The sequence below is a fragment of the Nocardia sp. CDC153 genome (assembly GCF_035818515.1).
In the GTDB taxonomy this organism is placed as follows: Bacteria; Actinomycetota; Actinomycetes; order Mycobacteriales; family Mycobacteriaceae; genus Nocardia.
In genome coordinates this window covers 372489-387184 of sequence record NZ_JAYKYU010000007.1, presented here as the reverse complement: position 1 = coordinate 387184, position 14696 = coordinate 372489, and the positions used below count along the sequence as shown (strand labels likewise).

The 14696-nt window shown below is 69.7% G+C and carries 11 protein-coding genes; 6 read left to right on the top strand and 5 right to left on the bottom strand.

Annotated elements, in window-relative coordinates; genetic code table 11:
- Positions 1 to 21: 21 nt before the first annotated feature.
- On the bottom strand, positions 22 to 891 hold the full coding sequence (locus VMT65_RS34950; protein ID WP_326312936.1) for a MaoC family dehydratase: 870 nt from the start codon (positions 889 to 891) through the stop codon (positions 22 to 24).
- The gene (locus tag VMT65_RS34945; RefSeq protein WP_326312935.1) at positions 888 to 2246 is read right to left on the bottom strand and encodes a 3-oxoacyl-ACP reductase; all 1359 of its coding nucleotides are present in this window, start codon (positions 2244 to 2246) and stop codon (positions 888 to 890) included. Before VMT65_RS34945 ends, VMT65_RS34950 begins: the two co-directional genes overlap by 4 nt.
- A gap of 174 nt (positions 2247 to 2420) precedes the next feature.
- Here VMT65_RS34945 and VMT65_RS34940 point away from each other — a divergent pair, with 174 nt between their 5' ends.
- Positions 2421 to 3743 (top strand): acetyl-CoA C-acetyltransferase, encoded by a 1323-nt coding sequence (locus VMT65_RS34940; protein ID WP_326312934.1) that lies wholly within the window; start codon positions 2421 to 2423, stop codon positions 3741 to 3743.
- A gap of 60 nt (positions 3744 to 3803) precedes the next feature.
- Here VMT65_RS34940 and VMT65_RS34935 read toward each other — a convergent pair whose 3' ends face one another.
- Together VMT65_RS34935 and VMT65_RS34930 are read right to left on the bottom strand one after the other, a co-directional pair.
- The gene (locus VMT65_RS34935; protein WP_326312933.1) at positions 3804 to 5138 is read right to left on the bottom strand and encodes an ADP-ribosylglycohydrolase family protein; all 1335 of its coding nucleotides are present in this window, start codon (positions 5136 to 5138) and stop codon (positions 3804 to 3806) included.
- Positions 5135 to 5575 carry a hypothetical protein gene (locus tag VMT65_RS34930; RefSeq protein WP_326312932.1) on the bottom strand — a complete coding sequence of 147 codons (441 nt, stop codon included), beginning with the start codon at positions 5573 to 5575 and terminating at the stop codon, positions 5135 to 5137. Before VMT65_RS34930 ends, VMT65_RS34935 begins: the two co-directional genes overlap by 4 nt.
- 258 nt (positions 5576 to 5833) lie before the next feature.
- Between VMT65_RS34930 and VMT65_RS34925 the strand changes: the two genes are divergently transcribed.
- The 4 genes from VMT65_RS34925 (at position 5834) to VMT65_RS34910 (ending at position 12113) form a co-directional block, all read left to right on the top strand.
- Positions 5834 to 6322, top strand: a complete 489-nt coding sequence (locus VMT65_RS34925; protein ID WP_326312931.1) for a universal stress protein — start codon at positions 5834 to 5836, stop codon at positions 6320 to 6322.
- 138 nt (positions 6323 to 6460) lie between these two features.
- On the top strand, positions 6461 to 7552 hold the full coding sequence (locus VMT65_RS34920; protein WP_326312930.1) for an isochorismate synthase: 1092 nt from the start codon (positions 6461 to 6463) through the stop codon (positions 7550 to 7552).
- A 78-nt stretch (positions 7553 to 7630) separates the two neighbouring features.
- Positions 7631 to 7801, top strand: a complete 171-nt coding sequence (locus VMT65_RS34915; RefSeq protein ID WP_071812209.1) for a DUF2613 domain-containing protein — start codon at positions 7631 to 7633, stop codon at positions 7799 to 7801.
- 109 nt (positions 7802 to 7910) lie between these two features.
- The gene (locus tag VMT65_RS34910; protein WP_326312993.1) at positions 7911 to 12113 is read left to right on the top strand and encodes an alpha-(1->3)-arabinofuranosyltransferase; all 4203 of its coding nucleotides are present in this window, start codon (positions 7911 to 7913) and stop codon (positions 12111 to 12113) included.
- A 35-nt stretch (positions 12114 to 12148) separates the two neighbouring features.
- Here VMT65_RS34910 and VMT65_RS34905 read toward each other — a convergent pair whose 3' ends face one another.
- A complete protein-coding gene (locus VMT65_RS34905; protein ID WP_326312929.1) occupies positions 12149 to 13303 on the bottom strand; it encodes an acyltransferase family protein in 1155 nt (384 codons plus the stop codon).
- 187 nt (positions 13304 to 13490) lie between these two features.
- On the opposite strand from VMT65_RS34905, the gene VMT65_RS34900 reads away from it, so the two are divergent.
- On the top strand, positions 13491 to 14624 hold the full coding sequence (locus tag VMT65_RS34900; protein ID WP_326312928.1) for a DUF3068 domain-containing protein: 1134 nt from the start codon (positions 13491 to 13493) through the stop codon (positions 14622 to 14624).
- Positions 14625 to 14696: the final 72 nt, after the last annotated feature.

Here is a 14696-nt window from a genome sequence, read left to right as displayed (position 1 = left end):
TGGGTGACGCGTAAGCCACGTTCAGCGCAGCGTAGCGGTCAGGTGCGGGAAGCCCTTCTTCGGGTTCTTCAAGGAGATGTCCCAGCCACCGGACACCTGGTCCGCGTACAGGTTCACCGTGGACGGCAGGAAGATCGGCTTGCCGAATTTCACCGCGTAGGTGACCTTTTCGGGAATGCGACCCTCGATCGCCCCGAGCACCGTCGCGGCCGACCACATGCCGTGCGCGATCGGCTTGGGGAAGCCGAAGGCCTTGGCGCCCAGCGCCGAGGTGTGGATCGGGTTGTGGTCGCCGGAGGCATTGGCGTAGCGGGTGATCATCTTCTGATCGACGCGCAGCGCCCGCAGCGGCGGCGGGGGCACCTCGTCCGGCTTGGGTTCGGGCTTGGGACCGCCCGACAGCGAGGTCTTCTGCTGGTGCAGGAAGGTGGTGACCTGTCGCCACACCAGCTCGCGCCCCACGCTGACCTCGGTGATGGCGTCCACCAGCAGGCCCTTGGGGTGCTCGCGCAGGTTCTCGATGTGGGTCTCGAAGTCCAGCGGCTCGGACACCGAGATCTCGCGGGTGCGCTCGATGACGTTCTCCGCGTGCACCGCGCCGACCGCCACGAACGGGAAGTCGCGGGCGACGACCAGCTGCATGGCCAGCGGGAAGCTGAGCACGAACGGATAGGTCAGCGGCAGTGCGTCACCGAAGCGCAGGCCGGTGGCCCGGCAGTACGCGGCGAGATGATCGGGATCGGCCTTGAAGCCCTCGAGCCGCACCGTGCGATCCGGCAGCGTGGACTTGCGGTTGGACAGTCCCGGCACCGGCAGCGCGCCCAGGGCGGCCTTGACGAACAGGCCGCTGTTCTTGGGCACCTCGGTGAGGTTGATGGTCTGCGACATCATGCTCCGATCAGGGCCTGGCCGCAGACGCGGATGATGTTGCCCGACACCGCGTTCGAGGCCGGGGAGGCGAAGTAGGCGATGGTCTCGGCGACGTCCACGGTCTGGCCGCCCTGCAGCAGCGAGGACAGCAGGCGACCGGCCTCGCGGGTGCCCAGCGGGATGGCCGCGGTCATGGCGGTCTCGATGAAGCCGGGGGCCACGGCGTTGATGGTGATGCCCTTCTCGGCCAGCTTCGGGGCCTCGGCGTTCACCATGCCGATGACACCGGCCTTGGACGCGCCGTAGTTGGTCTGGCCGCGGTTGCCCGCGATACCGGCGATGGAGGACACGTCGATGACGCGGCCGCCCTGCTTCAGCGCGCCCTTGGCGACCAGGCCCTCGGTAATGCGGTGCGGCGCGGCCAGATTCACGCCGATGACCGAATTCCAGCGGCCCTCGTCCATATTGGCGAGCAGCTTGTCGCGGGTGATGCCCGCGTTGTGCACGACGATGTCGATGCCGCCGAAGCGGGTGGTGGCGAACTCGGCCAGCTTCTCGGCGGCGTCGGGGGCGGTGACGTCGAGGGCGAGGGCGGTCGCGCCGACCTTGTTGGCGGTCTCCGAGAGCGCCTCACCGGCGGCCGGGATGTCGGCCACGATCACGGTCGCGCCGTCGCGGGCGAACACCTCGGCGATGGTCGCGCCAATGCCGCGGGCCGCGCCGGTGACCACGGCGACCTTGCCCTCGAGCGGCTTGTCCCAGGAGGACGGGGCGGTCGAATCGTCCTTGCCGACGCGGAAGACCTGGCCGTCGACGAAGGCCGACTTGCCGGACAGGATGAAGCGCAGGGTGGACTCCAGACCCGTTGCGGCGGTGGCGGCCTCGGGGTGCAGGTAGACCAGGTTCGAGGTGGCGCCGCGCAGCAACTCCTTGCCGACCGAGCGGGTGAAGCCCTCGAGCGCGCGCTGCGCGATCTGCTCGTCGACCGAGGCCGACAGCTCCGGGGTGGTGCCGATGACCAGCACGCGGCCCGAGGCGGCGATGCTGCGCATGGCGGGCTGGAAGAACTGGAACAGCTGCTCGAGTTCCTCGATGGTCTTGATGCCGGTGGCGTCGAACACGAGCGCGCCGAACTTCACGCCCGGGGTGATGGAATCCACAAAGGTGTAGTCGCCCAGCAGGTTCCGCACCGCGTCGGCGACGCGCCCCTTGCCGCCCACGAGAACCGGGCCGGGCAGCGCGGGCTCACCGGCCTTGTAACGGCGCAGCGTCTCCGGCTGCGGCAGGCCGAGCTTGCTGGCCAGGAACGCGCCGGGGGCGGAGTGAACGAAAGATCCGTACAGGTTGGGAGCGCCCTTGCTCTTGCTGGCAGCCACGTTTCCTACCTTCTCCTTGGTTTCGGCCCGCCAAAAGCGGTATTGCGCACACATGCGCGGTTCGGTGTCGACAAATGAACTTACTCCAGAGTAAGTTTAATGTAAACCGAGTGACGCGCGTCCGGAGCGGTAGCGCGTGGCGGAAATTCCACCGACGAGACACTGGAGACTCGAGTGACCACCAAAGCCCGTTCGGCGAAGGCCGCGGCCAAGACCACCAAGCAGGCGCGCCCGGTTGCCATCCTCGGCGGTAACCGCATCCCGTTCGCCCGTTCGGACGGCAAGTACGCCCACGCCTCCAACCAGGACATGTTCACCGCGGCGCTGAACGGGCTGGTCGCCCGCTTCGGTCTGCAGGGTGAGCGGCTGGGCATGGTCGTCGGCGGCGCGGTGCTCAAGCGCGTCGGCGAGCACGGCATGATCCGTGAGAGCGTGCTCGGCTCGACCCTCTCGCCCTACACCCCGGCCCACGATCTGCAGCTGGCCTGCGGCACCGGCCTGCAGTCCATCGTCACCGTGGCCGACGGAATCGCGTTGGGCCGCATCGAGAACGGCGTCGGCGGCGGCACCGACACCACCTCCGACGCGCCGATCGGCGTGAGCGAGGGCATGCGCGAGTGGATGCTCGACGCCAACCGCGCCAAGAAGAACTCCGACTACGTGAAGCTGGTCGGCCGCCTGCGTCCCTCGATGGTCGGCATCGAGATCCCGCGCAATGCCGAACCGCGCACCGGTCTTTCGATGGGTGAGCACGCCGCCATCACCGCCAAGGAGTTCGGCGTCTCCCGCGAGGCGCAGGACGAGCTGGCCTACCTGTCGCACAAGAACATGGCCGCCGCCTACGACCGCGGCTTCATGGACGACCTCGTCACCCCGTTCCTGGGCCTGACCCGCGACGACAACCTGCGCCCGGGCTCGACCATCGAGAAGCTCTCGACCCTCAAGCCGGTCTTCGGCGTCAAGCTGGGTGACGCGACCATGACCGCGGGCAACTCCACCCCGCTCACCGACGGCGCGTCCGCGGTGCTGCTGGGCTCGGAGGAGTGGGCCGCCTCGCGCAACCTGTCGCCGCTGGCCTACCTGGTCGACTCCGAGGTGGCCGCGGTGGATTACATCCACGGCCCGGACGGCCTGCTCATGGCCCCCACCTACGCGGTACCGCGGCTGCTGGCCCGAAACGGCCTGACACTGCAGGACTTCGACTACTACGAGATCCACGAGGCCTTCGCCTCGGTGGTGCTCGCCACCCTGCAGGCGTGGGAGTCCGACCAGTACTGCAAGGAGCGCCTGGGCCTGGACGGCGCGCTGGGCAAGATCGACCGGTCGAAGCTGAACGTGAACGGCTCCTCGCTGGCCGCGGGCCACCCGTTCGCCGCCACCGGCGGCCGCATCATCGCCCAGACCGCCAAGCAGCTGGCCGAGAAGGGTGGCGGCCGCGCGCTGGTCTCCATCTGCGCCGCGGGCGGCCAAGGCGTCGTCGCGATCGTCGAGCGCTAACAGCCCGATCGAAGGCGGTGCCCGGTCCGAGACCGGGCACCGCCTTCGTTGTATTCGCCGTCAGGAGACCAGGTTTCGCGTGCGACGGGCCAGCTCCGAGATGCGGGCGCCGTCGTAGCCCGACACCGCGCTGTGCACGGTGTCGTGGAAGGGCGCGACCCAATGGGCGGGGAGGGCCGCGGCTCCGGCGAGGACGCCCGCCACCGAGCCCGCGGTCGCGCCATTGGAGTCGGTGTCCCAGCCGCCCTGCACGGTGAGGGCGATGGTTTTCGTGAAATCGCCCTCGCCCCACAGCAATCCGGCGGCGATGAGGCAGGCGTTGCCGATGGCGTGGACCCAGCTGTAATGGTCGTGACGGGCGCGGACGGCGGCCACGGCCGCGTCCCAGGAGCGCCCGCCGCGGTGGTCGTCGCGCACCTCGGCCAGGGCTACCGCGAGGCGGGAGCGGGCCGGGACGACCGATCCGGCGATGGCCAGCAGATCGGCGGGCGCGCGGCTGGTGAAGGCCGCCGAGACCAGGGCGGCCGACCACATGGCGGCCCATAAACCATTGCCCACGTGGGAGATCGAGGCCTCGCGGGCGGCGGCCACGGCGGCGCGGCGGGGTTGGCCCGGGTGGGTGTAGCCGTGGATGTCGGCGCGAATGAGCGCGCCGATCCATTCGCGGTAGGGGTTGCGGTAGGTGGCGGTGTCGGGTGGGGCGTACCCGTCGATGAGGTTGCGATAGGCGACGCGTTCGGCGGTGTAGGTCTGCAGGAACGGCAGGCGCTCGAGCCAGAGGGCGGCCACATCGTCGGCGGTGAAATCCGGGCCGCGCTGCTCGAGCAGGTGCAGGCCGAGAATGGTGTAGTCGATGTCGTCGTCGCGGGGACAGCCGTCGATGCCGCCGAGAGTCGCGGCGCGCCAATCCCTTCGGCTGGTGATCTGCGCCGGGATCGGCTCGGATACGGGCACGTAGTCGCGTAACGGGTACGCGTCGTAGGGCTCGAGGTAGGCGCGAATGCTTTCCGGTGTCCAGAGGAAGCCGTTCTCCAACGGCTTGCCCAGGGTGCACCCGGCGCAGCGACCGAGCCAGCCGCCGTGGATGCGGTCCAGCAGTTCCGCATCCGGGCGGGCAGGCGACGAATCCTGCTCGGCCTCGGGCAGATTCGCGCTCCACGGCGCGTCCCGCCACTCGGTGTACGGCCAGTCCGGAATCCGGCGCGCCCGCTCGATGCGATCGAGCAATCGCCAGCAGGCCCCCGGCACCGGATGCTCGGTGTGGGTGAGCTCGCGCACCTCCTCCGCGAAATCGTCGACCGCGTAACCGGATTCGACACGCTGACACCATTCGTAGTACAGCAGGGCGCGTGGATCGGCCTCGTGGTGGCCGAAGAACGCCGACTCTATGGTCACAACACCGCCTGGGTGGCCGCGACCACCTCGGAGAGTAGGGGCAGGGATTCGTCGCGCTGGGGTGCGCGCGCCCACCAGCGGCCCTCATGGGTGTGGCGGCCGAATCCGGTGGGCAGGATGACATTGCTGCGATGCGGGCCGATGTCGATGCTGTTGCGCTCCAACAGTTCCAGGCATTCATCGGACGGATAGCCGTCGAAGACCGCCAGGAATGTTCGCCGCGGCGGCTTGTCGCGCACCAGCACCGGGCCGGGCACACCACGCCCGACCAGTTCGTCAAGGATCAAGGCACCCAACGATTCCGGCGTGTTCAGGGCGGCGATGGTGTCGACCAGGGGTAGCACCACGAAGCCCGGCGTGGTCACGTGCACGTAGGGAAGACCGAACAGGGAGCGGTACACGCGCGCCCACTCCTGCGGGGTCGTCAGCTCGTCCAACCGCACATTCCACCCCTCGTTCGGGCCCAGCTCCAACGACGGCGATGTCGAACGTCGGCGGCGCCGACAATGATCGGCTCCGGAGACGCCGACAATTTCAGTGAAAACCCGCATGCCCCTTCACACCACCGCTTTGGGTGAATCGTTCGCAAACTGTGGAGAACTTGCGACGTGCCGTGCGTTGCCAGGTCCGCGCGGCGGTCGGTTTCCGGGGTAGCCTCGAGGGTACAGCCAGACGTTCCTACCAGGAGGTACGTCATGCCCTGCGATTTGATGCTGATCGCCTACGACGGCTCCGAGAACGCCCGGCGGGCCGTCGAATACGCGGGCCGGTTCCTGGCGGCGAACCGCGCCGTGGTGCTGACCGCATGGGAGCCGATGGTGCGGCAGGCGGCTCGCCTGTCGGGGTTGTCGGGGGTGATGCAGCCCGAGTGGATGACCGACGACGAAATCGAGGACGTCGCCCTCGTGGACGCCCGCAATATCAATGCCGAAGGGGTGCGACTGGCCAAACTGGCCGGTCTGAACGCCGAGGCGCGCACGGTGGAGTGCACGACCACCATCTGGAACGCCATTGTCGAGGTGGCCGACGAACTGGACGTGGACATCATCGTGGCGGGCACGCGCGGGGCCACCGGCATCCGCGCGCTCATGCATTCCAGCGTCGCCGACGCGGTGCTCAAGCACTGCCACCGGCCGGTGCTCATGGTGCCGCCGGGGCGGGAACCACGGTCCGAACCCGCCTGACCGACCGGTACCCACACCCGCGTTGCGGGAAAGCTGCTGGGCCCCAGGAAGATCGGCGGCAACACGCCCGCGACCAGGTGAGAGATGCGTCGCTCCCCGCCCCTGCGCGCCCGGCCGCGGGGCTATGGTCGAAGCATCATGGACGGATTTCTGCTCGCGACGCCCGACGGCGTCGTCCGCGCCTCCGGCAGCCGCGCCGCCTTCGATTCGGCGGCGGCCGCCGCCGCGGCGCTGCGGTCGGGCGCGGCCGAGCTGATCGTCGGGGCGCTCGCCTTCGATCCGCGCCGGCCCGCCGCGCTGGTCGCGCCCGAGGCGGCCGCGCACACCGCGGGCCCGTGGCGGCCAGCCGCCCTGCCGGAGCTGCCCGAGGTCCGGGTGATCTCCGAAATACCCAGTGCCGCAGAGCATGTCGCACGTGTCACGAAACTCGTGGCGGAGCTGGGCGATCCGGGCCAGCCGCTGCGCAAGGTGGTCGCGGCCCGCTCGCTGGTGGCCGCCGCCGACACGCCGCTGGCGGCCGAGGTCATCGCCGCGCACCTGGTGACCCGCCATCCCCGCGCCGCCGTCTACGCGGTGGACCTGTCCCCCGCCGGGCGGCCGGGCGACACCCTGCTCGGCGCGACGCCCGAGGTGCTGGTGTCCCGCCAGGGGCGCACGGTGACCCTGCGCCCACTGGCCGGGACCATGCCGCGGCTGGCCGATCCGGCGGCCGACGCGGCCCGTGCCCAAGATTTGCTGGCCAGCACCAAGAATCGCGATGAGCACGCCTTCGTCATCGACTGGATCCGGGAGCGGCTGACCCCGGTCTGCACCGAGCTCACCATCCCCGACGGCCCGGAACTGCTCTCCACCCCGGAGGTCTGGCACCTGGCCACCCCCATTCGCGGCGAACTCCGCGATCCGACCACCACGGCGCTCGACCTGGCCGTGCTGCTGCACCCCACCCCGGCCGTCTGCGGCACCCCGACCGAACTGGCCCTCGACGCCATCGCCGACCTCGAGGGCGACCGCGGCTTCTACGGCGGCGCGGTCGGCTGGTGCGACGCCTCCGGCGACGGCAACTGGTACGTAGCCATCCGCTGCGCCGAGCTCTCCGCCGACGCCCACACCCTGCGCGCCTTCGGCGGCGGCGGCATCGTCGCCGCCTCCGACCCGCAGACCGAACTCCAGGAAACCACCGCCAAACTCCGCACCTTCCTCGGCGGCTTCGACTGTCGGATCCCCGAGTAAGCGGGCTTCGGCGGCCACGGAGGCAAAACCTGCTAGGTTGGCTCGAGTTGAGCACGGTCCGATGTTGGGAGTACCGCGATGAAGTTTGCCGTTCCTGGTGCAGCGAGTGCTGTCGGTGGGGCCTTGGTCGGGCTGGCGGCGGTCCTGGTCATCACGATGGCGGCTTCGCAGGACAAGCGGCCCGATATCGACCGCAGTGGCGACGCCTCCTCGTCGCTATTGAACAACGTTGAGTACGGCTCGCGCTGACCGGCTGACCTCCGAACCAGGCCACCCCGAAGACGCGCGGTCGCATTCTGCGGACGCGCGGTCCACCGCGACCGGTCCGGGCGAGGACCGGTCACCGAACACCACACCGCTGGGCCGTCGCTGGCTGTTCGGCAGTGTCATCGCCGCCTTCCTGCTGACCTTTCTGCAGGCGCCCGGGCAGACTGTCGCCGATACGAAATACGATCTGGCGCAGAATCCGCTCGGCTTCCTCTCTCGCGCTTCGCATCTGTGGAGCAGCCAGGCCCCGATGGGTCAGGTGCAGAACCAGGCCTACGGCTACTTCTTTCCGCACGGCGCGTTCTTCTCGCTCGGGCACATCCTCGGCCTGCCGGGGTGGGTGACCCAGCGCATCTGGTGGGCCCTGCTGCTGCTCGCCGGGTTCTGGGGCATCATCCGGCTCTGCGAGGCATTGGGCCTGGGCAGTCGCGGTTCCCGGGTGATCGCCGCGATCGCGTTCGCGCTCTCGCCCCGGGTGCTCACCACGCTCGGCTCGATCTCCTCGGAGACGCTGCCGATGATGCTCGCGCCCTGGGTGCTGCTCGCGCCCGCCGCGCTGGGCGTGGCCATGAAACGTTCGGCCGCCGATCCGCCCCTGCGGCACGGCTCCGTTTCCAATAGACGCGGTCTGGCGACGCCCGCGGGCAGCGCGCTCGCGCTCGCGCTGATGGGTTCGGTGAACGCGGTCGCCACGGCCGCCGCCTTCCTGCCCGCGGCGCTGTGGTGGATCTCGTACAAGCCGAATCGCACCTGGTGGCGATTCACCCGCGCCTGGATTCCCCTGCTGGTGCTGGGTACCTTCTGGTGGGTCGTGCCACTGCTGTTGCTGGGCAAGGTGAGTCCGCCGTTCCTGGACTACATCGAGTCCTCCGGGGTGACCACCCAGTGGGCCTCGCTCGGCGAGGTGCTGCGCGGCACCGACAGTTGGACGCCGTTCGTGTCCCCGGAGCGCATCGCGGGCGCGGTGCTGGTGACCCAGCCCGCCGCGGTGCTGGCCACCGGGCTGCTGGCGGCCGCCGGCATGGCCGGGCTGGCCATGCGCTCCAACCCGATTCGGGGCCGCCTCGCGCTCATCCTGCTGGTCGGCCTGGTCGGCATCTGCGCGGGGTACGCGGGCGAGCTGGGCGGGCCGTTCGCCGAACAGGTGCGGATCTTCCTCGACTCCGGCGGCGCGCCGCTGCGCAACGTGCACAAGCTGGAACCGCTCATCCGGCTGCCGCTGGTGCTCGGTCTGGCCCATCTGCTGAGCCGGGTCCCGCTCCCGGGTTCGGTGCCGATGCCGGTGTGGCGCAGGGCCTTCGCGCATCCCGAACGGGACCGGATGGTCGCGGTCGGCGCGCTGATTCTGACCGCGCTGGCGCTGTCCACCTCGCTGGCCTGGACCGGCAAGCTCGCGCCGCGCGGTAGCTACGACCGGGTGCCGGGCTACTGGCAGCAGACCGCGGACTGGTTGGCGCACAACGCTTCCGACACCCGCGCCCTGGTGGTGCCGGGCGCGCCGTTCGGCAGTCAGGTGTGGGGTCTGACCCGCGACGAACCGCTGCAGGCGCTGGCCAGCACCCCGTGGGCGGTGCGCGACGCGGTGCCGCTCAACCCGCCCGGCGCGATCCGCGCCATGGACTCGGTGCAGCGGCTCATTGCCGACGGGCGGCCGTCGGCGGGGCTGGCGGCCACCCTCGCCGGACAGGGCATCGGAGTCCTGGTGCTGCGCAATGATCTCGACCCGGAGACCTCGCGCTCGACCCGGCCGATGCTCGCGCACCGGACGATCGAGGGCTCACCGGGGCTGAAGAAGGTCGCCGAATTCGGCGACCCGGTCGAGACCGGACGCGTGGAAGGCCTGGTGGCGGACGGGGATCTGCGCCCCGACTACCCGGCCATCGAGATCTACCGCGTCGAGCCGACGGTGCCCGGCACACCCACCGGGGTGAGAAGTGGTGTCGGCGCGCCGAATTCGTTCCCGGGCGCGGTCACCGTGCCGTTGGACAGCATCCCGGTCGTCCAGGGTGGGCCCGAGGTCGTGGAACGGTTGCGCCGCGATCCGGCGACACCCGCCGGGCCGACCATGCTGGCCTCGGACGCCGCCACCGCCGGACTGCCCGTGGACGGCGTCACCATCACCGACACACCCATGGACCGCGAGTCCGACTTCGGCCGCGTGGACAACCACAATTCGGCCCTGCGTGCCCCGAGCGACGCCCGCCGCACCCACAACCTGGTGCCCGACTATCCCGTGTACGGCGCACAACCGGTGGAGGGCGAGTGGTCCGGCGCGACCATCACCGCCTCCAGTTCCGCCGGTGACGCGACCCAGCTCGGCGGGGCCGCCCCCGGCAGCTCCACCGCCGCCGTGGTGGACGGCGATCCGGCCACCGCCTGGATCAGCAATGGCGCGGAACACGCCGTGGGCCAATGGCTTCGGTTGGATCTCGACAAGCCGGTCAGCTCCGCGGTGCTGCGGCTCACCACCAGCGCGGCCGCCATCGGCAGCCCGGTGAAGTGGGTCGAGGTGGAGACCGCCAAGGGCACGGTCGCGGCGCGCATCACCGAACCCGGTACGCCGGTGCCGATCTCGCTGCCGCCCGGCCGCACGGACTGGATCAAGATCACGGCCATGAACACCGAGGACGGCAGTGCCGGTGGGCAATTCGGCATCAGCGAACTGAGTCTCGACGACTACGCCGACCGCGACAATCCGGTGCCCGTGGACATTCGCCACCGCACGGTCCTCCCGCCCGCCCCCGCCGGTGCGCCGGTGCGGGGTTGGGATCTGGGTCAGGAATTCCCCGGCCGCAGCGCCTGTTTCGACTCCCCCGACCGGATCCGCTGCAGCAAGGGCCTCGCACTGGCCGCCGAGGAGCCCGGCCTGTTCGAGCGCACCCTGCAGGTGCCGCAACCGATCTCGGTGAACCCGGATCTGATCGTGCGCACCCGCCCCGGCCCGGCGCTGGAGGCCCTGCTCACCGATCCGGACCGGCCGATCGCGCGCGGCCAGGCCGATGTGGCCGACCCGCGCGGCTCCGCCTTCGCCGCCACCGACGGCGATCCGCGCACCAGCTGGACCGCACCGGAGACGGCCGTGCGCAACCCGGCGGGCGCGAAACCCACGCTCACCATCGAACTTCCGGCCCCGACCCTGGTGACCGGGCTCGAGGTCGCGCCCTCGCGCGGAGATCTGCCCGCCCACCCCACCTCGCTCTCGATCAATCTGGGTGACGGCCCGCAGGTGCGCGCGGTGAATCCGGACTCCGGCGCGGCCACCCGCATCGAGCTGCATCCCCGGGTCACCGATCGCATCGAGATCAGTATTCAGACCTGGGATGCCGTACTCGACCGCACCGCACTGGGTTTCGCGCAGGAACAGCCGCCGGGGCTGGCCGAGGTGAACGTGCTGGGCCCCGACTATCCGGCCCCGGCCGACCCGAATCGACAAATCACCATCGACTGCGCGCACGGGCCCACCATTGCCGCCGCGGGACGCACCCTGCACACGACGGTCACCGGCACGGCCGCCGAACTGCTGTCCGGCGCACCGCTGCCCGCCACGGTGTGCGCGGTGGACGACACCCCTCCCGGCGCTACCGGTTCCGACTCCGGATTCGAATTCCCTTCCGGGCGGGTGGATGTCGCGGTCGCGCCGACCGAGCTGTTCACCGTCGACGAACTGCGTCTGGACCGGACCCCGGCGCTGCCGCCGGTCGCCGACCCCAATGGCACGGCGGGCACCCAGGTGCTCGTCCTGCCATTGAGCACCAATGTGGGCTGGCAGGCCCGTACCGCCGACGGTCACACATTGAAACCCGTGGTGATCAATGGCTGGCAGCAGGCCTGGCTGGTTCCGGCGGGCACGCAGGGGCCGATCACCGTCGCGTTCCCGACCGACCGCTGGTATCGCCTGGCCATCTTCGGCGGTCTCCTGCTGCTGATTCCGCTTGCGGCACTGGCCTTCCGGGGTGCGCGCGCGCCGGTGAGGGACGATGGTCCCGCGCCACGCCCGTGGCGCGGTCGCACGGTGGCCGGTCTGGGCCTGGCCGCCGGGGCCGGACTCATCGCGGGACCGGTCGCGCTGGTGATCACCCTGATCGGCCTGATCGGCGACCACCTTTCACCCCGCTGGTGGCCGCGGGCGCTGGTCGCCGTCGCGGGCGGTGGCACGGCCATCTGCGCGGCGGCGCTGTCGACCGGCCCGTGGCGTTCGTTCGAGGGTTATGTCGGCGGGTCGCTGTGGGTGCAGTTCCCGGCCCTGGTCGCGGTGATCGCGGTCGGAATCGCGGCGCTCCCGCCCCGACGCTGAATCCCGCTGCCGCTCAGCCGAAATCCCGCTGGCGCTCAACCGAAACGACGACGGGTCCACTGCCGGACGGGCTCCTCGATGAGCGCGTAACTCGCGGCGGCCAAGGGCAACGTGAAGGCGACGGTCAACAAATAGACGATGACGAAGTGCCCGCGGAACGGCACGATGCCGAACACCGGGAAGATGATCGACAACACCGCCAGATGCCAGATGAAGATGCCATAGGACCAGCGCCCGAGGGTGGCGGCCACCCGGCCGGACAGCAGGCGGTGCCGCCGATCCGGCCGCAGCACCAACGGTGCCAGCAGTCCGAAGCCGATGATCGCGCCGAGCGCCATCTTCATGACGTATTGCCAGGGCTGGCCGTGCTTCAGGCCGGGCGGGCCCGCGATATCGGTGGCCGCCAACAGCATTGCCACCAGGGCCAGCGGCCACATCACCCGGTAATCCCCGGCGATCCGCCGCCACCGCGGTGCGGGCAGGTCCGCGAGTTCGGCCAGCAGCATGCCGACCGCGAACCACGGCAGGTATCCGGGCAACCAGTTGTCGGCGTGAATGCCGTCGGGCGTGGGCACGGGCAGGAAGTTCCAGCCCAGGCACAGCAGCCCGAGACCCACGACCACCGGGACCCGCCAGCGCGCCCGCTGTCCGCGCAACCACACCAGAGCCCCGGCCAATAGCGGAAGTACCAGGTAGAACGCCACTTCCACCGAGAGGCTCCACATCTGGGTGAGCCCGTCGGTCAGAGTGAACGGCACGAACACTTGCAGCAGACCGAGATTCGACAGCCATACCCGCAACCCGGCGGTATGTGCCGCACCGGGCAACAGGATCAGCACCGCGCACACGACGACCCAATAGGCGGGCAGAATCCGGGCCGCGCGATGCAATAGATATCGCCCGGCGCTCGGCGCACTGCCCTGTCCGCGGGCCGCGAGCGCGTGCGGCCGCCACAGCAGGAACCCGGACAGCGCGAAGAACACCGCGACCGCCATATCGAATCGCTCCCACAGCCGACCTGAGAACGGCTGTCCGGTCGCCCCGGTCTGAAAGGCCACATGCGTGAGCACCACCCCCAGCGCCGCCAACGCGCGCATACCTTCCAGCGCCGGAACGAAGCGCCCGAGCCGAAATTCGGCGGGCACCCCGGCCGGAACCGGTGTCGCCGCGGGATCGAGGGTCGTGGTCATCGCGTATCAGTGTGCCCTGTCGGCAATTATGTGAGCATTCCCCGTTTGACTTGGGGGATTTTCGGGGTGTTTTCCTGACTCGGCCGCACTCTGCGACCGCTCGGACTGTTAGTGTCTGGGCTCACGAGTGCTGTGCGGCGACCGCAGTACCGGAAGAAACACGTGTTCGACGACGAGGAGAACCTGCATGGCACTCAGTGCCGGTACCAGAAGGACGGTGGCCTGCGTACTCGTGGGGCTCGGTGCGATGCTGCTCGTCGCCGCGATCATGATCCCCACCTATACGATCAGCCGTCTCGCGAAGACGCCGCTGGACCTGGAGATCACGACCGTCGCGACCAACCCGCAGACCGGGGCGCCCAGCGAAGTCCTCGACGCCAAGTCGCTGACCTCGCCCACCGGTTCGGCGAAGGTGGATCAGAACGTTCCCCTCGTCTCACAGCGTTTCCTCACCGTCGAAAACCCCGCCAACGCTTCGGAAATGACCATTCAGGCCGGTCAGACCCTGCGCCGCACCGATAAGCAGGGCGACACCGGCCTGCTCACCGCGACCATCGACCGGGTCACCATCGACCGCAAGACCGGCGAGCCGGTCGAATCGGTGGACGGCGGCCCGAACGGCTCGATCGCGGTGACGGTCGACAAGAAGGGCGACAGCGTCATGGATCCGGTGCAGCACACCGGACTCCAGTACCGCTTCCCCATCGGGACCGACAAGAAGACCTACCCGTACTTCGACCTGAACGTGCGCAAGAGCTTCGACATCAACTATGTCGACGAGACCGAGATCAACAATCTGAAGGTCTACCACTTCCAGATGACCGTCCCGGTCACCGATCTCTCCACCGTCGCCAACTCGCCGACCAACAAGCTGACCCTGCCCGCCGCCAAGTGGGGCGTCGACGGCGACGGTGATGTCACCATGGCGCGCTACTACACGAACGTGCGCGACCTGTGGGTCGAGCCGGAGACCGGCACGGTCATCAAGGGCCAGGAGCAGATTCACCTGTTCTACGCCCGCAGCGGTGACAAGCCCGAGGTGACCGCGCTGAAGTCCACCCTGGTCTTCGACGAGAACACCATCGAGTCGCAGATCTCGGTCGCCAAGGACAATATGGACAAGCTGTCGCTGTACGGCCGCATCCTGCCGATCATCCTCGGCGTCCTGGGTCTGATCTTCCTGATCGTCGGCATCCTGTTCGGCATCCTGGGCAAGAACGACAATGGCCCCACCGTGGTCCGTCGCTCCGCCCCGGCCCCGTCCGGCGGTCCCGGCTTCGACCCGCCGACCCAGCAGATCGACATGAACAAGAAGGCCTAGCGGCTCCTGTTCCACGCGGCCCGGCACCTCGAAGGTGCCGGGCCGCAGTCGTTTCCGCCGGGCGCAGGGGTG